We start from the raw sequence: 16,248 nt of genomic DNA, 5'->3' as shown, positions 1-16,248 counted from the left end.
CACGTATAAAGGGTTACCGCGCCGTATCACCATTATCGGCATGGCGACAAGCGCGGTATTTACGTCAGTTTACCCCAAGCATATCGGGCATGGATAGGCCGATGGCGCTTATGCCCTCTTAGGCGTTTTCCAGGGATGCCATATCAATAACGAACCGATAGCGAACATCGCTTTTCACTACCCGTTCGTAGGCGTGATTGATTTGCTGGACGCCAATCATCTCGATATCGGAGACAATGTCATGTTCACCGCAGAAATCCAGCATCTCCTGGGTTTCCTTGATGGAGCCGATGCCTGATCCCGCCAGGCTGCGCCGTCCATGAATCAACGCACCGGCCGCCAGGGGAACCTTATTCTCCGGAATGCCCACCAGTACCATCGAGCCGTCGATTTTCAACAGGGAAAGATAGGCTCCCCAGTCAATTTCCGCCGCTACCGTGCAGACAATAAGGTCGAAAGTATTTTTCAGCTTTTCGAAGGTGGCCGGATCCTGTGTGGCGTAATAATGATCGGCGCCCAGGCGCAGACCGTCCTCTTTTTTCGATAGGCTCTGGCTGAGTACGGTGATTTCGGCGCCCATGGCGTGACCAATTTTGACCCCCATATGGCCCAGGCCGCCGAGACCGACAATCGCCACTTTTTTACCAGGCCCGGCCTGCCAGTGCCGCAGCGGAGAATAGAGCGTTATGCCGGCGCAAAGCAACGGCGCGGCGGCATCCAGCGGCAGGTTGTCGGGAATGGAAAGGACATAGCCCTCCTTTACCACGATATGATCGGAATAACCGCCCATGGTGGGAGTCTTGCCGTCGCGCTCCAGGCTGTTATAGGTTAAGACCAGCCCTTCGCGGTACTGTTCCAGATCCACATCCCGTTCGGCGGAATGGGTACAGGAGTCGACAAAACAGCCGACCCCGACGCGATCGCCGATATTGAATTTTGTTACGGCGTCACCCTTGGCCACCACTTCCCCGACGATTTCATGCCCCGGCACCATGGGGAAAATCGCGCCGCCCCACTCATCCCTGGCCTGGTGAATATCGGAATGACAAATACCGCAATAGGCGATTTTTATCACCACATCATCTTTGTTCGGGGCGCGGCGTTCAAAATAGTAGGGTGTCAGAGGGGCTTTGGCAGCCAGCGCGGCATAACCTTTTGCTTTAGACATACAGCGAACTCCCGATTGGTTGGTTGAAAAGTTGACGGCACAGCTCCGTCACTCTGTCTAACAGGCCTTCCACTTTGCCTGACAACGGCGGCGCCAGGGTAGACTGATATTGTTTCATCATTGCCTGATCCTGCAAAATCGCCGATAGAGCTGAAAACAGCACGTATTATCGATATTAAAACTCTAGGTTAATGGCGGATAAACAATAAATCCGTTTCAGCTGATTTTAATGTGTTCTGGTTAAAATACGCCGGTATAACGATATATTTAGATATATGAACTAATAATTTAATTATACATAATGTTCACTTTCTTGATCATTCCATTTTTTGCAACAGGCCAACATGAAAAATAAATAAAGCCCTGATGGGCATGCTTACCTTTATGGGAAGTATGATGCCCCTGTATGGCGATGATACGGTCCCCTCGGGAATAAAAACGATAAAGTCATCCAATAAAGCGCCCCCGGGAGGGAAAACTTCAGCGGATGTCATTTCAAATCAGCGTTTTCAGGGAAAAAACGCGCAAAAGACAAATAATAATATTCACGGCGGCGATGGATTGTTAATCAAACCCTTATTAGGCCATGCCTCGCTGAAAAGCGTCATCTCGGCGGGTGGGGCCGGGAATAACGGCGGCCCTGGCGTCGCCCCCCATGGGGGGGGAAAAAAAATGAATATGGGCGGCAGCACCCTAACCGGCGGCGCGGGTTAAAAAAAAAAAAATCTCTTGCCGAAAGACTTAAAAAGCCCTGTTTTTGTCGGCGGGGCCGGAATATTTTGTCAAGCCCCGCCCCTTCAGACCGTTGATATCACGATTAATAACAGTACGGTTACCGGCGGCGCGGCATCCGGATCCGGTAATCTTTTTGACTCAGTCGGCAATGGCCTTGCGGTGATGGGAAGATCTGATATTTTGCTCAACAACGCCGCTGTCCTCAGCGGTAACAATGGCCGTGGGGGGGACGCCGTTAACGCCGGCGGTGGTTCTGTCACTGTGGTTAAAAGCCTGGTTAAAAGCCATGGCGCCGCGGGTATCGGGGTAACTGGCCCCACTCTTATCCGCGTGGATAATACCAGTAAAATTGATGGGGGCAAGAATGGCGGCATCGGTATTCACACCCGTCACGGCAGCAGCGTGGAATTAAGCGGAACGGTAAAAGGAGGACGTTATGCCGTTTTATTCAGCGGAGATAATAATACCTTGACGTTACGTAATGGTTTTGATCTACAGGGTAAGATCGCAGCGGACGGAATAAACAATCGGCTGAATTTAAAAAGCGCTAATCAGGATGAAAATAGCTTTGACCTAAGCATTATCGGTATAGCCAATAATCGGCAGGGATTTTCCGCGCTTGATAAAATGGGCGAGGGAAACTGGACGCTGAATAATAATAATGTTGCCGCCGGCGGTCTGGAACAGGTTGCCGTAAAGCAAGGGAGCTTGACCCTGGCCAAAACGGCGATATTATCCGCCGGTGAAGTGTACAATGGCCCGGCTGCTTTTTTAGGCGGCAGCGGGACCATCAGAGGCAACGTGAAAAATGCCGGGACGCTTTATATGGGTAAAATGCAGCCTATCGCCCCTTTCAGTCCCTGATCATCGAGGGCGATTATCACGGCGAGCAGGACTCCTTATCCGCTTCAATACTCGGCTGGAGGGGACGATTCCCTGACCGACCGGCTGGTCATCCGAGGTAAAATTACCGGCCATAGCCTGGTGCAAATCAATAATTTTGGCGGCGCCGGCGCCAGGACGGATAAAGGCATTCTCATCATCGAGGCGCAGCCGGTAATAACCCGCCGCCGGACACCTTCAGCCTGAGTCACCGGGTTGTGGCGGGTGCATATGATTATTTTCTTAAACAGGAAGGCAATCGTTGGCTGCTCAGCACCGATTTGCCGGGACAATCCGTCTCCCCTACCGTTGGAACGACAACATCCGCATCCGAACAAACGCAAGGATCCTGCCTCCGCCAAAACCCCGCGTAGTATTTCCCATAAGGCGCCGGAAGAGGACCTGGAAGCGCAAAATCCCCGCCTCCGCCAAAACCCCGCGTACCTTCAATCACTTAGATGAATCGGCGACGGCTGAAACGAATCAAGTCCTTGTTACTGCATTCACACGCCATGACCAGGGCATTACCGCAGCGGATACCTTAGCTGAAACGAAACACCCGGATGTTGCCTGTTTAACAATGGATGAGGTTCCTTTCACGTTGATGGCGCCAGCGGCTGAAACGGACATAACGGCGGTAAAGCCGATGGCAAGAGAGATTGACCCGCCGGCAACGGCTGATGAAAGTGATTACCACCCTCTTCCCGTCGTGTCGGTAATGGCCGGGCAAGCGCCGCTGCGGCCGGAACCGGGCATCTATGCCGCCAATCTGGCCGCGGCAAATACGCTTTTTATCACCGGCATGCACGACCGTATAGGCGAACCCGCCTACCCCGGCGCCTTGGCTTCCCTTGAGGAATCGGTTTATCCCGCCCTATGGATAAGGATGGTCGGCGGACGCAATAAGGCATCCATGGCGAACGGACAGATAGCGACGCGAACGGATAGTCAGCTGGTCCAGCTTGGCGGAGAAATTCTGCATATCGGCGGCAACGGGTCCCAAGGCACGCATATAGGGCTGATGGCCGGTGGCGGACAAAGCCGCAGCCGGAGCCGCGCCGCCGTTACCGGTTATCAGGCAGCCGGGGGAATCGAAGGTTACGCCGTGGGCCTTTACGGTACCTGGCATCAAGACGATTGCGGGCAGAAAGGGCCGTACCTGGACGTCTCGCTGAACTATGGCTGGTTCAATAACCGGGTCAAAGGCGAATCGCTGGCGGAGGAGCGCTACCGCTCCAAGGGCCTGGCAGGAAGCGTTGAAGCCGGCTATCACAGGAAATTCCATGAAGGCTCGCGGGTTAATGCCTATCTGCAGCCCCGGTTGCAATTGACCTGGATGGGTGTACGGGCCGCGCATACTGAAATAAACGGTGACAGGTTTGTCCTGCTTGGCAGCGGTAACATACAGTCCCGTTTAGGCAACCGAGTCTACATTGAAAAACGTGTCCAGGGACTCAATGGCCGCCAGCATATATTTAAACCCTAAATCGAAACCAGCTGGGTCCATAATACCCGGGCATTTGGCGTGTCGATAAACGGCGATCGGTTGTGGCAGGAAGGCGGAAGAAACCTCGCCGAGGTGAAAATCGGCCATGAAGGACAAGCGAACCGCCGCGTTGCCGTTTGGGGTAGCCTGGGGTACCAGGCCGGGACCGGCGGTTTCAGTAATACCGTCGGCACCTTGGGTATTAAAGCCCGCTTTTAACCGTACTGTCCCGGCAATAGGCGGGCTGACCCTGGATCCAGGTTTGATAGATATTGCGATCATCGCCGAGCATCATCAGCGCGAACATCCGTTCGGCAAAATCGGTGCTTTTTTGCTGCCGCAGCCGTTGCAGCGGGGTCGCGGCCGGATCAAGCACCACAAAATCCGCCTCTTTGCCGGGCATGAAATTACCCAATACGCCATCCAGGGCAAGCGCCTGCGCCGCCCCCAGCGTGGCGTGATAAAACGCCTCGTACACCGACAGGCAATAGCCCTGCAGCTGGCCGACCTTATAGGCTTCCGCCAGGGTTTGTAACAGATTAAAGGTGGTGCCGGCGCCGACATCCGTGCCGATGCCCAGCGGGATGTGGTGATCCCAGCATTTTTGCAGATTGAATAATCCACTGCCGAGAAAAAGATTTGAGGTGGGGCAAAAAGCGATGGAGGAGTGGGAGCGTTCCAAGGTGCGCCACTCTTCGGCGTCCAGATGCAGACAGTGGGCAAAAACGCTTTTGCGGCCGGTGAGGCCATAGTGGTGATACACGTCCAGATAACCGGCATGGTCGGGAAACAAGGATTTTACCCAGGCGATTTCATGGCGGTTTTCACTGAGGTGCGTTTGCAAATACAGGTCCGGGAATTCCCGGCGCAATCCGCCGACCATAGCCAGCAGATCCGGCGATGACGTAGGGGCGAACCGGGGCGTTAACGCATAGCTTAAACGTCCTTTATGATGCCAGCGGTTAATGAGGGCGCGTGTTTCCGCTTCGCTGTGTTCCGGGGTTTCCAGCAATTCCGGCGGCGCATTGCGATCCATCATGACCTTTCCGGCGATAATGCGCATATTGCGTTCCAATGCGGCGGCAAACAATGAATCGACGGATTGGGCATGCACGGTGCCGAAAATCATCGCGGTGGTGGTGCCGTTGCGCAGCAACTGGTCGAGAAAAAACGACGCCATTTCCCCCGCGTGTTCCGGACAGTGGTACTGCTCCTCGACGGGAAAAGTATAGGTGTTCAGCCATTCCAGCAGTTGGTTGCCGTACGATCCGATGATTTCCGTCTGGGGATAATGCAGGTGGCTGTCGATAAAGCCCGGCACGATGATTTTCCCTGGGAAATGGCATATCTCCATACCAGGGGAAATATCCGGCGCGGCAGTGGACCAGGGGCGTAAAGAAAGGATTCTGCCCTGCTCCATCAGCAGCAGGCCGTCATCCATAATCCGTGCGGATTGCGCCAGCTCACCGGCATGGGAAACCGGTTGGGTAAAGTCAAAAAAGCGGCCGCGGACGGCTTTGATATCACTCATGGCATCGGCCTTTATCATTTGCAGCATTATGCTCTTGGTAAACATGGCAAATTCCATGCCATTGTCGCTACAGCGGAATTCATGATAAAGAATTTAATTATCAGTGCATTACCACCAAATGTATGGCAAGTTGCGGATAAACAGAAACGGCCGGCCTTGAATCGATGCTAAGCAAACGGTTGCTTTTGTTGTAATCCATTCCTCGCGTTCATTTCATTTTCATTGTACTTTGTATGACGATTCATATTTCTAAAGCGCTGCATAATTAGGCAATAATCAGCCACTATATAGCTTGGCTATGTTAACAAAACGCACGATGATAAAACCCGCGCACTAAAATGACGCATTGCGATATCAATCAGCCCTTAAAGTACCCTTGCTAGGAGAATTCATATGGAATATCGTCAACTTGGCCGTTCCGGCCTGAAAGTATCGGTATTGAGTCTCGGCACCATGACCTTCGGCGGTAAAGGCAAATTTGCCAAAGTCGGCGATACCGGCGTGGCTGAAGCCCGCCGCCAGCTCGCCCTGTGTGTCGAGGCGGGTATAAATCTATTCGACACCGCCGATGTTTATTCCCAGGAGTATCGGAAGAGATCCTGGGTGAGGTCCTGAAGGAAAACGCACCAGTGTTCTGGTTGCTTCCAAGGCCCGTTTCTATGGGCACCGGTCCGAACGATCGCGGTTCGTCCCGGCATCATCTGATTCGCGCCTGTGAAGCCAGCCTTAAGAGGCTGAAGACCGATTATATCGATTTGTATCAATTGCATGAATGGGATGGGGTGACGCCCTGGAAGAAACCCTTTATGCCCTGGAGCATTTGGTGGACAGCGGCAAGGTGCGTTACGTGGGCGTATCGAATTTTTCCGGCTGGCATTTGATGAAAACCCTGGGCGTGTCGGAACGGCTGAAGCTGATTCGGCCGGTCAGCCAGCAGATCCACTATTCCCTGCAATCCCGTGAAGCTGAATATGAACTGCTGCCCATTACGCAGGATCAGGGTTTGGGCGTACTGGTATGGAGTCCGCTGGCCGGCGGCCTGTTATCGGGGAAATACCGCCGCGATCGCCAGCCGGAAGGCAGCACCCGCCATCTGGAGGAGTGGAATGAGCCGCCGATTTACAATCAGGACGCGCTGTATGACATCATCGACGTTTTGGTGGATATTGCCGACGCCAGGGGTGTTTCAGCGGCGCAGGTGGCCCTGGCCTGGCTGATTAGCCGTTCTTCGGTGACCTCGGTCATTATCGGCGCGCGTACCGAAGATCAACAAAAGGATAATCTGCTGGCGGCGGATCTGGTACTTAACAGCGATGAAATCAATCGCCTCTCCGATGTCAGCCGCCCGCCGTTGATCTATCCTTATTGGCATCAGGCGCAAACCGCTTCCGACAGATTATCGGCGGCGGATCTCTCTTTGATTGCGCCTTATTTACGCAAGCCGTAGTTCGCAAAACATTGCGAGCCGATTTAAAACGAGTCGCTTTACCGTACGTTACGAGGAACCGCTAGATGATTATTTTCGTTACCGGCGCAACCGCTGGGTTTGGTGAAACCATAACCCGCCGGTTTATTCAGCAGGGCCATAAGGTTATCGCTACCGGCCGCCGTCAGGAACGCCTTGATGAATTGAAATCCGAGCTGGGGGAAGCGCTGTTCACCCTAAAGCTTGATGTACGCGATCGTGAAGGGGTTCAGAAGGCGGTGGACTCCCTGCCCGCCCAGTGGCGTGAAGTGGATGTGCTGGTGAATAATGCCGGCCTGGCGTTGGGCATGGAGCCGGCGCACAAAGCCAGTCTCGATGATTGGGAAAGCATGATCGACACCAATAACAAGGGACTGGTCTATATGACCCGCGCCCTGCTGCCCGGTATGGTGGAGCGCCGCCGCGGGCATATAGTCAATCTTGGTTCCACCGCCGGCCGCTGGCCTTATGCCGGCGGTAACGTTTACGGCGCCACCAAGGCGTTTGTCCGCCAGTTCAGTTTGAATTTGCGCACCGATTTAGTTGGCACGAAAGTGCGCGTGACGGATATTGAGCCGGGTTTGGTGGGCGGTACTGAGTTCTCGGCGGTGCGGTTCAAAGGGGATAACGACAAAGTCGCCAATACCTATAAAAATGCCGACCCGCTCATGCCGGAAGACATTGCCGAGGCGGTGTATTGGGTCACGACGCTACCGGCCCATGTCAATATCAACGTGCTTGAAATGATGCCGGTCAACCAGTCCTTTGCCGGACTGAGCGTTCATCGGGATTAATCCTGCGGCGGGCCGCTTATATTGCCGGTCCGCCGAAATTTCGTCCCCCTCGGGATTTATCTGTGGTTTCCTCCCTTTTATCCCCCCACCCCCTGCTTCCATTAGCCTGATCAGTGGCGTTTAGACGCTTTTTGCCCAACCGAAAACAATGATCAATACGCCGGAAAAGATCACCGCCGCTCCCAGCCAATCCTGCGGCGTCAATCTCACCCCGTCAAAAAACCTAAGCAAAAAAACCGCCGTCAGAATATATCCCCCGCCATAAGAGGCATAAATGCGTCCGCTGGCGGCCGGATGCAGCATCAGCAAGCTGACGAAGACCGTAAGACTGGCTGCGGCGGGGATCAGCAATAAAATACTGCCGCCCTTTTGTACCCAGAGATGGGGAAGATAGCAGCCAAGAATCTCTGCGACGGCGGTGGCGAAAAACAACAGGGTGGTTTTCAGCATTGACAGTTTTTCTCCACTATAGGTAACAAAATGTGTACAACAAAGATGTCATATAGGGTAAGGCAATGTTATTATGGCAATAAATAGTTGAGCCACAGGCGCCGGCAGCTGTATTTACCTAGTTGTACCTACTCATAGACGAAAGGGAAGATAGTATGAAAACCACTTCACATCAACGACTGTTCCGCGGGATGCTGCCGGTCGCTTTGCTGGTCTTTTCCGCCGCCACCGGCGCGGCAAGCCGCAGCCAACACATTATTATCGACTCAGGCGATAATGCCATGACCCGAGAAGAGGCCAGGGAAAACCGGGAGCAATGGGATGCGACGCGCAGTCTGCGCAATAAGATAAACAGCCGGGCGGAAAAGGATTTTGATAAATATGACCGGACGGCGGACCTGCGGGACCAATGCGTGAACAGTGATAATCTTAACGCCTATTGGGAGCCCAATAACGGCCGCTGCCTGGACCGCGGTACCGGTCGCCCGGTAATGATGCCTTAACCTGATGAATTACCCAATTCCAGTGGGGCTGCTATCCTTAAATCGGTAATTCTTCTAAGGTCACATTTCAAGGTTACATTTTCTGATAAGGACGATAAGATGAATAAGTTAAGCATGTTAGGGACGCTGCTGGCCCTGTTGATACCTGTAGCGGCGCAGGCCTCCTGTGAAAGCGTTAAAGCGGATATCACCCAGAAGATTGTCGCCAACGGCGTGGAGGAATCCAGCTTCCATTTGGATATAGTTCCCAGCGATCAGGCTGACCAGGCCGGCGGACAGGTTGTGGGCCATTGCGACAATGATACGCAGAAAATAGTTTATCTGCGTACCGGCGCCGATACCAACAGCGCCCCAGCCCTAGCACAAACGATATGACATCAGGGCGGCTCCCTCGCCCTGGCTATCACGCATAGATATACTATGCCGACAGCACAAAACTCATTACGCTTTGCATAATTTGTTAAGCAAGCAAATCAACTTCAAGATCAAGCGAACGCTATATCTTTTGATCCATGATGCTGCCTAATTCAATATAACCGGAGAGATCGCGCTGTTCCGGCCGAGGTAAATAAGGCAATTCACCTAATTGAGGTGCGGGTATTTTGGTTCTCAGAACATCCATAATTTCCGCATAATGGGCTAATCCGGGATTGATACGATTGGCCACCCAGCCTAATAATGGTAAGCCATCATGAATGATGGCCTGCGCGGTTAATAAAGCGTGATTAATGCAGCCAAGTTTAATACCGATCACTAATATTACCGGCAATTGCTCCTGGATCACCCAATCTGAATAAGGGCGGTAGTCACTCATGATCGTCCGCCATCCGCCGCTGCCTTCCACCACCACCGTGTCGGCTAATTCGCTCAAATGCTGCAGCCCTTGGGACATCAGGCCGTAATTGATTTCACCGCCGGTATAGGCGCTGATTTCCTCTTCCCGCAGAGTAATAGGATTTATCTCAGCATAAGGCAGCTTAATGGAAGAAGAGGCACCGAGGATCACCGCGTCCTTATTGCGTAAACCTTCGGACGTTTCCTCGCTGCCCCGGGCGATGGGCTTATACCCTACCGCGGTCAGCTTACGGGCCGCCAGGTTTTGCAACAGCGCGCGCGAGACAATGGTCTTGCCGACAGCGGTATCAGTACCGGCAACAAAAATACGCTTCAACATGACAACTCCAGCCTGTCGTTAATCCATTGGACATGTTTAAATGATCGGATAAGAGAAATGTACGTGATATTCTCCCGGCACGGCTTGCGTTAGCTCAATATTTTATCGGAAGATGCACTTATGATACGAATTCAGGCCGGAAAGTGTGTGTCGCTATGCCGCCGCCGTATACATAAGGGTTGGTTCAAGCATGCATAAGGAAAGGCAAACTCTCCCCCGCGCATGCATTGATTTGTTAGCTGCTACGGACATTGCATCTCATCTCCTGGATAAGAACTGTTGCATAGCATTCCTCAAATGCTCACGGGGGTCTCTGGTTGGCTCATTTCCATTCGTTATTGCTGGTCTGGATAGCTGCTCGGGAAATTGAGTATTTGCTGGTACTAATTCATTCCCTTGAGGATTGGCTATCGCACGCCAGGAAGTCTGTTGGGAAAACGGAGTATTAACCCTGACTAATTCATTCCCACGGGTATTCCCATTGGTTAAAGCGGGTCTGGTAGGGAGTTGCTGTGTAGGAGGGTAATAGTTTGATATTATTGCAATAAGGTCATTCACGTTAGAAAAGCCATTTAAATCAGGGTTAGAAACCCGTGTGGGATATTGCCAGCCGGTACCTTGATCGAATACCGTGCCATAATTTGAGTGAGTTGATTGGTAAGTTGATATGTAGTCTATGCTGATATCTTTATGAGCTTTGACATGACCAACATTAGAGTTAATGAGATTCACATTGGAGAATTCTGATGTCAAATATTTTTCTGATGCTTGGTCACAATTTTTATCGTAAGTTCGTTGTGAGCTTTGACATTTGCACCAATCAAGCACCCATCAAGATTAACATTGCCAAATTTTGATTCAATGTCAGCATCGATAATGACAGCATTGCGTATTTCGATATTTTTGTGCGCATGGATTTTCCCAGTGACAAAATAAGGCTCTTTGGGGTTGTCAGAGCCTAAAAGACTCCGCCAAACTCCGAATGCACATTTTAATATGCTGAGAAATTTTCGAGTTACTTGTGATTTGTATATTGCTATGTGAAGTCACATTGCCAGGACGCTCCTGGGGAATACAAACGACGATATAGCGGTAGTTGAATTATTCATGTGTTAACCTTTTAACAACAGATGATTTATGAAAAGCTTTTCTTAGGACAACTCTATTTAATAACAACAGAAGACGATTTCCAATAAACCTTCTTTAAATAAAGTGTGATATCTTAAAATGATAGCTGATGTATAAAGGGAGATATATAGGATTATCTGGTATTGACGATATTAACCCTGCAGCAGTTTCAACAGCAGCGAGCCGTCGTAAAGCGCATCTTTACCAAGGCGGCGCCGGGCATGGTGCCCTGGTTCATAAAGCGCGTCGCCTGTACTGTGATGTTTTTACTGTAATCCGGCAACGATTGCTGACGGATATTGGACAGGATCACCGGAAAGAGAATGTCTGAAGCCGGGTTGAGCGGCGAACCCACCAGAATCTTTTCCGGATTGAACAAATTGACCATAATGGCCAGTATCCGCCCCACGCTGTTGCCGATGCCGACGATAATGTCGCGGGCCAGGGTATCCCCGGCGTTGGCCGCGGCGCAGAGTGACTCCACGCTGACGCCGGTGTCGTTCAGGGCGGAATCCATATTAAGGGCCAAGCGCTGGCGGGTAAGCTCAAGGATACTTTCGATACCGGCCACGGTTTCCAGGCAGCCCCGATTGCCGCAGTAGCAGCGTTTGCCATAAGGCTCCACCTGGGTGTGGCCGATTTCCACCAGGCTTCGGCTACCGCCATGCAGCAGGGTTCCGCCGGTAATTACGCCGGCGCCGACATTGTGATCGATGACGATCTGGATGACGTCGTTGCAACCCCGCGCCGCGCCATACAGCGCCTCGGCCATGGTCCAGGCGCAGATATCATGCTGCAGGTAGACCGGTACGCCGATATGCTCGCTCAGGGCGGGCCCCAGGGACAGGTTATCCACATTGTACCAGGGCATGCGGTGTACCATGCCCGCCGAGGCGTCGATAATGCCCGGCAGGGTCACGGCGATAGCCGTCAGCCGTTCCAACAGGCTTTGATGGCGGATAAAAAACTGGTCGATGGTCTGTATCAGGCGTACCAGTAATGGCTCAGGCGCCTGTGCCGCCAAAGGGACCGTATCTTCAACGATAAGATGGCTGCTGAGTTCACGCAGGGCCAAGGTAATAGTGCCGTGTCCGATACGCACTGAAAGAAAATGCCAGGCTTGGGTTTCCACCACCAGGCCGATGGCCGGCCGGCCGCGCAGCCCGTTTTCCTGATATTCGGTTTCCGCCACCAGATGGGCTTCCACCAGTTCACGGACAATCTTGGTGATGCTGGCCGGGGCGAGCCGGGCTTCTTTCGATAAGGCGATACGCGAAATCGGACCAAAAGAATCAATCAGACGATAGACAACACCCGCATTGGTCTGTTTGATTTGATCGATATGCCCCGGTTGACCATGGCCAATCACTCACCCTGCTCCTGATATTTTCACGCTATAAAATAATTGATTCCGGCTATGGTGAGACTTTTAGATTTAACCGTCAAATATTTGATTAGTTATGTGATTTAACGCACATTATCAGCTGTGTTCGGCGTCTTTTACCGTAGCAGCCATGGCGGAAAAGGACATTCGTGACGCTCGCGCCCGCTATAGGTCTTTCCTTGATACCAAGTCTACCATTATTCTTTTAACATTAAATTGATCAACATCTTGGCCGCGGCGGAAAGTGTGCGCTGTCGGTGGGTGACCAGCCAGACCTCCGTCTTGGCTTCGGGCTCCTTTAAAGTAAGATAACGCACGCTGTCCACCCTGATACGCGCGAAGGAAGCCGGCAGTATGGATACCCCCAGTCCGGCGGAAACCAGGCCGATAATCGTCATTGCTTCGCCTACTTCCTGAGTGATATAGGGCTGGATATCGAACCGTTTTAGCAACAGCAGTGTATCGTCATACAGGCCCGTTCCAACCTTGCGGTCGAAAAAGACAAACGGCTCACGGGCCAATTGCCGAAGTGAAATCACGCTATCCGGCTCCTTGGCCAGCGGATGATCCTGGTGTACCAAGGCCATCAGCGGTTCGCGGAGCAATAATTGATGATCCAGTCCATCAGGCAGAGTGGCATTACGCATCAACCCGATATCGAATTTACCGTTAAGCAAGGGTTCAATCTGCTGCTTCGTGTTGGTTTCCACCATTTGAATATGGATATCGGGATGCTGCTGCCGAAAGGCCAGCAGGCTGGCGGAGATGCTTCTGATAAAGGGGGTGGATGAGGTAACCCCACCGGTAATCTTTCCCAGCTCACCACGGTGGATCCGGGCGGCGCGGTCCGCCGCCTGATTGACCTGCTCGATAATCAGCCACGCCTGCTGCAAAAATAGTTTTCCCGCCGGGGTCAGGCGCACATTGCGATTATTGCGTTCCAAAAGCTGGGCGCCCACCTGTTGTTCCAGTATCTGGATCTGCTGGCTTAACGGGGGTTGAGAAATATGCAGCTTTTCAGCGGCGCGGCCGAAATGCAGCGTTTCAGCGACGGCGATGAAATAGCGTAAATGGCGCAGTTCAATATGACGCAACTCAGTATTCATACTTTAAACATATCAATTGAGATTATTAATATATTAGACAACAAAGACAAATATTCCTATGATTTCCCTCAAATACTTCCAAAGGATATAGTGTGAACACCCCATCGCGTAACACCGCGCATGAGCCTGCGACGCCTCATCAAACGTCAGCCGCCATTCATCATCTTCCGGTTAAACTCGCCTTCATTGAACGTGGTACGCCGCAGTTTATGCGGTTGACGTTAGCGCTTTTTTCCGCCGGTTTGGCCACGTTCGCCCTGCTCTACTGCGTTCAGCCTATTTTGCCGGTCTTGTCACAGGATTTCGGCGTATCGCCGGCCACCAGCAGTTTGTCGCTTTCGGTGTCCACCGGCCTGATGGCGTTGGGACTGCTGATAACCGGTCCGCTGTCCGATGCCGTCGGACGCAAATCGGTGATGGTAGTGGCGCTTTTGCTGGCGGCGCTGTTTACCCTAATGAGCGCGTTTATGACCAGTTGGCAGGGAATCCTGATAATCCGCGCGTTGGTCGGGTTATCCTTAAGCGGTGTGGCGGCGGTGGCGATGACCTACCTGAGCGAAGAGATCCACCCAAGCGTGGTGGCCTTCTCCATGGGGCTCTATATCAGCGGTAACTCCATCGGCGGCATGAGCGGCCGGTTGTTAAGCGGGGTTCTGACCGACTTTTTTTCCTGGCGTATCGCCATCGGGGTTATCGGCCTGCTGGCGCTGGCCAGCGCCGTGATGTTTTGGCGGATCCTGCCGGCATCGCGTCATTTTCGCCCGTCTTCCCTAAAACCCCATACGCTGGCTATTAATTTCCGGCTGCAGTTTCGTGATGCCGGTCTGCCGATGCTGTTCGCCGAAGGCTTTTTGTTGATGGGCGCCTTTGTTACGCTGTTTAATTACATCGGTTATCGCCTGCTGGCCGCGCCCTGGTTTCTCAGCCAGGCGGTGGTGGGCCTGCTTTCAGTCGTCTATCTCACCGGCACTTACAGCTCACCCAAAGCCGGCGCCCTGACCGCCCGCTACGGCCGCGGCCCGGTATTGATGGTGTCGATTATGATTATGCTGGCGGGCCTGCTGGTAACTTGGTTTGATTCCCTGATTATCATCCTTATCGGCATGATGCTGTTCACCGCCGGCTTTTTCGCCGCCCACTCCACCGCCAGCGGCTGGATTGGCCGTCGCGCGCGTCGTGCCAAAGGGCAGGCATCCTCCCTCTATCTGTTCTGCTATTATGTCGGCTCTAGCACTGCCGGTACGCTGGGAGGATTTTTCTGGCACAGTTTCGCCTGGACCGGCGTGGTGCTCTTCCTGTCTTGCCTGTTGCTGATAGCTCTGTTTGTCGCCCGCCGTTTGCGTAACTTACCAGTGTTGCACGCCACTTCTTTGTAAAATTTGTAAAAGTCACTAAAGTCTCGCTGCTAGAAGAAGATAATTCTGGTGGCTGAAGCCGATTGGAGGCATGATAGATATGTATGTTGTAACTAAGGAAATCCCTCTTATGCGCCCACTTGACCTGATAGCCCGGCTAAATGAAAATTTCACCCAGCTGCAAGAACGCCTGATGGATTTACAATCCCTGCTCACTGACGCACACTGGCTGACCGGGCGGGTATTTGAATTACCGGAAGTGGAGAAAGGCCGGGAGCATGACCCCGTCACGGACATTCCGGTTATTCAGCATCTGGGGCCGCTGGCCCTCAACCGGGGATTAAACCATTTCCAGCGGATGTTTATCTACCATCAAAATCAGAACAGCAGCGCCAAGGCCGCCATACGCCTGCCCGGCGCTCTGTGTTTTGACGTCGATGATGTGATGCTAACGGCCGTACTGGCGCTGACGGCGCAAATTAACGACCTGAAGGCCGATTTGTCCCATATGATTACCGTGGAATCGGCATTACCCCCCGAACAGCGTTTCGAGTTTGTCCATACGCATTTGCGCGGGTTAAAAACCCTGAGCGTCTATCGGGCATTGCAGGTTATTGTCGATCCCTCGAGCGTGCGCTTTGGTTGGGCCAATAAGCAGATCATAAAAAACCTGACCCGGGCGGAAGTGCTGGTTATGCTGAAAAAAAGCCTGGAGGCCGGCCGTGCGGTGCCGCCTTACAGTAAAGAACAGTGGAGCGAAAAAATCAGGCAGGAGATGGATATTATCGGCAAACTGCCGCCGGATATCCCATTGAAAATAAAGCGCCCGGTGAAGGTGCAGCCCATCGCCCGGGTGTGGTATCAGGAACAGCAGCGGCAAATTCAGTACGCCTGCCCTTCCCCGCTGATCGTTTTGTGCCGACGGTATGCCGGGGCGCCGGTGCCGCAGTTGGGTGAGTTAACCGACTATCATCGCGACGGCATACGGCATAAATACAAACCGGCCTCACGGCCGGCGCATATCATTATCGAGCGATTGCATCTGTACGTCGTTGAAGACTGATCCCTAAAGCTTCAGACGCATCGT

At 52.7% G+C, this 16,248-nt stretch carries 16 protein-coding genes and 3 pseudogenes; 11 read left to right on the top strand and 8 right to left on the bottom strand.

Annotation, left to right across the window (positions count from 1 at the left end):
- Window positions 1-118 precede the first annotated feature (118 nt).
- Together GTU79_RS14625 and GTU79_RS31000 are read right to left on the bottom strand one after the other, a co-directional pair.
- On the bottom strand, window positions 119-1,168 hold the full coding sequence (locus GTU79_RS14625; protein WP_203521392.1) for an NAD(P)-dependent alcohol dehydrogenase: 1,050 nt from the start codon (window positions 1,166-1,168) through the stop codon (window positions 119-121).
- Window positions 1,161-1,289 carry a hypothetical protein gene (locus GTU79_RS31000; RefSeq protein WP_275956931.1) on the bottom strand — a complete coding sequence of 43 codons (129 nt, stop codon included), beginning with the start codon at window positions 1,287-1,289 and terminating at the stop codon, window positions 1,161-1,163. The genes GTU79_RS14625 and GTU79_RS31000 overlap by 8 nt, the downstream gene beginning before the upstream one ends.
- Window positions 1,290-1,729: 440 nt before the next feature.
- On the opposite strand from GTU79_RS31000, the gene GTU79_RS14620 reads away from it, so the two are divergent.
- On the top strand, window positions 1,730-1,882 hold the full coding sequence (locus tag GTU79_RS14620) for a hypothetical protein (protein ID WP_214514099.1): 153 nt from the start codon (window positions 1,730-1,732) through the stop codon (window positions 1,880-1,882).
- A gap of 159 nt (window positions 1,883-2,041) precedes the next feature.
- Here the strand turns inward: GTU79_RS14620 and GTU79_RS14615 are convergent, their stop codons facing one another.
- Window positions 2,042-2,296: a hypothetical protein gene (locus GTU79_RS14615; RefSeq protein ID WP_214514098.1), complete on the bottom strand. Its 255-nt coding sequence runs from the start codon at window positions 2,294-2,296 to the stop codon at window positions 2,042-2,044.
- A 9-nt stretch (window positions 2,297-2,305) separates the two neighbouring features.
- On the opposite strand from GTU79_RS14615, the gene GTU79_RS14610 reads away from it, so the two are divergent.
- The 4 genes and pseudogenes from GTU79_RS14610 to GTU79_RS14595 all read left to right on the top strand — a co-directional run bounded on the left by GTU79_RS14610 (window position 2,306) and on the right by GTU79_RS14595 (window position 4,490).
- Window positions 2,306-2,767 carry a hypothetical protein gene (locus GTU79_RS14610; RefSeq protein WP_214514097.1) on the top strand — a complete coding sequence of 154 codons (462 nt, stop codon included), beginning with the start codon at window positions 2,306-2,308 and terminating at the stop codon, window positions 2,765-2,767.
- Window positions 2,768-2,779: 12 nt separating this feature from the next.
- Window positions 2,780-2,992 (top strand): autotransporter outer membrane beta-barrel domain-containing protein, encoded by a 213-nt coding sequence (locus tag GTU79_RS31125; protein WP_214514147.1) that lies wholly within the window; start codon window positions 2,780-2,782, stop codon window positions 2,990-2,992.
- 11 nt (window positions 2,993-3,003) lie between these two features.
- Window positions 3,004-3,159, top strand: a complete 156-nt coding sequence (locus GTU79_RS31410; RefSeq protein ID WP_214514096.1) for a hypothetical protein — start codon at window positions 3,004-3,006, stop codon at window positions 3,157-3,159.
- A 206-nt stretch (window positions 3,160-3,365) separates the two neighbouring features.
- Window positions 3,366-4,490: pseudogene (locus GTU79_RS14595) on the top strand (autotransporter outer membrane beta-barrel domain-containing protein).
- On the opposite strand, the gene guaD reads toward GTU79_RS14595, so the two are convergent.
- Window positions 4,474-5,802, bottom strand: a complete 1,329-nt coding sequence (gene guaD, locus GTU79_RS14585) for a guanine deaminase (protein WP_203523062.1) — start codon at window positions 5,800-5,802, stop codon at window positions 4,474-4,476. The pseudogene GTU79_RS14595 and the gene guaD overlap by 17 nt on opposite strands.
- 393 nt (window positions 5,803-6,195) lie before the next feature.
- Here guaD and GTU79_RS14580 point away from each other — a divergent pair.
- Both GTU79_RS14580 and ydfG read left to right on the top strand, forming a co-directional pair.
- A pseudogene (locus tag GTU79_RS14580) lies at window positions 6,196-7,249 on the top strand (aldo/keto reductase).
- A gap of 65 nt (window positions 7,250-7,314) precedes the next feature.
- Window positions 7,315-8,061, top strand: coding sequence for a bifunctional NADP-dependent 3-hydroxy acid dehydrogenase/3-hydroxypropionate dehydrogenase YdfG (ydfG, locus tag GTU79_RS14575; RefSeq protein WP_132921552.1), 747 nt, complete (start codon window positions 7,315-7,317; stop codon window positions 8,059-8,061).
- Between the two features lie 120 nt (window positions 8,062-8,181).
- Here ydfG and GTU79_RS14570 read toward each other — a convergent pair whose 3' ends face one another.
- On the bottom strand, window positions 8,182-8,511 hold the full coding sequence (locus GTU79_RS14570; RefSeq protein WP_214514093.1) for a YnfA family protein: 330 nt from the start codon (window positions 8,509-8,511) through the stop codon (window positions 8,182-8,184).
- Between the two features lie 155 nt (window positions 8,512-8,666).
- On the opposite strand from GTU79_RS14570, the gene GTU79_RS14565 reads away from it, so the two are divergent.
- Both GTU79_RS14565 and GTU79_RS14560 read left to right on the top strand, forming a co-directional pair.
- Window positions 8,667-9,014: a DUF1283 family protein gene (locus tag GTU79_RS14565; protein ID WP_203521396.1), complete on the top strand. Its 348-nt coding sequence runs from the start codon at window positions 8,667-8,669 to the stop codon at window positions 9,012-9,014.
- A 99-nt stretch (window positions 9,015-9,113) separates the two neighbouring features.
- The gene (locus tag GTU79_RS14560; RefSeq protein WP_214514092.1) at window positions 9,114-9,389 is read left to right on the top strand and encodes a DUF1161 domain-containing protein; all 276 of its coding nucleotides are present in this window, start codon (window positions 9,114-9,116) and stop codon (window positions 9,387-9,389) included.
- Between the two features lie 121 nt (window positions 9,390-9,510).
- Here the strand turns inward: GTU79_RS14560 and bioD are convergent, their stop codons facing one another.
- The 3 genes and pseudogenes from bioD to GTU79_RS14545 form a co-directional block, all read right to left on the bottom strand.
- A complete protein-coding gene (gene bioD / locus GTU79_RS14555; RefSeq protein ID WP_214514091.1) occupies window positions 9,511-10,188 on the bottom strand; it encodes a dethiobiotin synthase in 678 nt (225 codons plus the stop codon).
- 1,280 nt (window positions 10,189-11,468) lie between these two features.
- Window positions 11,469-12,685, bottom strand: a pseudogene (mlc, locus tag GTU79_RS14550) (sugar metabolism global transcriptional regulator Mlc).
- Window positions 12,686-12,897: 212 nt separating this feature from the next.
- Entirely contained in the window at window positions 12,898-13,806 is a 909-nt protein-coding gene (locus GTU79_RS14545) for a LysR family transcriptional regulator (protein ID WP_214514090.1), read from the bottom strand.
- Window positions 13,807-13,961: 155 nt separating this feature from the next.
- On the opposite strand from GTU79_RS14545, the gene GTU79_RS14540 reads away from it, so the two are divergent.
- Both GTU79_RS14540 and tus read left to right on the top strand, forming a co-directional pair.
- Window positions 13,962-15,182, top strand: a complete 1,221-nt coding sequence (locus GTU79_RS14540; protein WP_253073662.1) for an MFS transporter — start codon at window positions 13,962-13,964, stop codon at window positions 15,180-15,182.
- Between the two features lie 109 nt (window positions 15,183-15,291).
- Window positions 15,292-16,224, top strand: a complete 933-nt coding sequence (gene tus, locus GTU79_RS14535; RefSeq protein WP_203521399.1) for a DNA replication terminus site-binding protein — start codon at window positions 15,292-15,294, stop codon at window positions 16,222-16,224.
- Window positions 16,225-16,248 lie beyond the last annotated feature (24 nt).

Source organism: Sodalis ligni (assembly GCF_016865525.2).
In the GTDB taxonomy this organism is placed as follows: Bacteria; Pseudomonadota; Gammaproteobacteria; order Enterobacterales; family Enterobacteriaceae; genus Acerihabitans; species Acerihabitans ligni.
The sequence above is the reverse complement of the archived record's forward strand: the minus strand, read 5'-3'. Positions and strand labels throughout refer to the sequence as shown.

Excerpts from the sequence above, each read along its gene's own strand:
- GTU79_RS14565 (WP_203521396.1), top strand. The coding sequence starts at position 8,667 with ATGAAAACCACTTCACATCAACGACTGTTCCGCGGGATGCTGCCGGTC.
- GTU79_RS31000 (WP_275956931.1), bottom strand. The coding sequence starts at position 1,289 with ATGATGAAACAATATCAGTCTACCCTGGCGCCGCCGTTGTCAGGCAAA.
- ydfG (WP_132921552.1), top strand. The coding sequence starts at position 7,315 with ATGATTATTTTCGTTACCGGCGCAACCGCTGGGTTTGGTGAAACCATA.
- GTU79_RS14560 (WP_214514092.1), top strand. The coding sequence starts at position 9,114 with ATGAATAAGTTAAGCATGTTAGGGACGCTGCTGGCCCTGTTGATACCT.
- GTU79_RS14625 (WP_203521392.1), bottom strand. The coding sequence starts at position 1,168 with ATGTCTAAAGCAAAAGGTTATGCCGCGCTGGCTGCCAAAGCCCCTCTG.
- tus (WP_203521399.1), top strand. The coding sequence starts at position 15,292 with ATGCGCCCACTTGACCTGATAGCCCGGCTAAATGAAAATTTCACCCAG.
- bioD (WP_214514091.1), bottom strand. The coding sequence starts at position 10,188 with ATGTTGAAGCGTATTTTTGTTGCCGGTACTGATACCGCTGTCGGCAAG.
- guaD (WP_203523062.1), bottom strand. The coding sequence starts at position 5,802 with ATGAGTGATATCAAAGCCGTCCGCGGCCGCTTTTTTGACTTTACCCAA.
- GTU79_RS14570 (WP_214514093.1), bottom strand. The coding sequence starts at position 8,511 with ATGCTGAAAACCACCCTGTTGTTTTTCGCCACCGCCGTCGCAGAGATT.
- GTU79_RS14545 (WP_214514090.1), bottom strand. The coding sequence starts at position 13,806 with ATGAATACTGAGTTGCGTCATATTGAACTGCGCCATTTACGCTATTTC.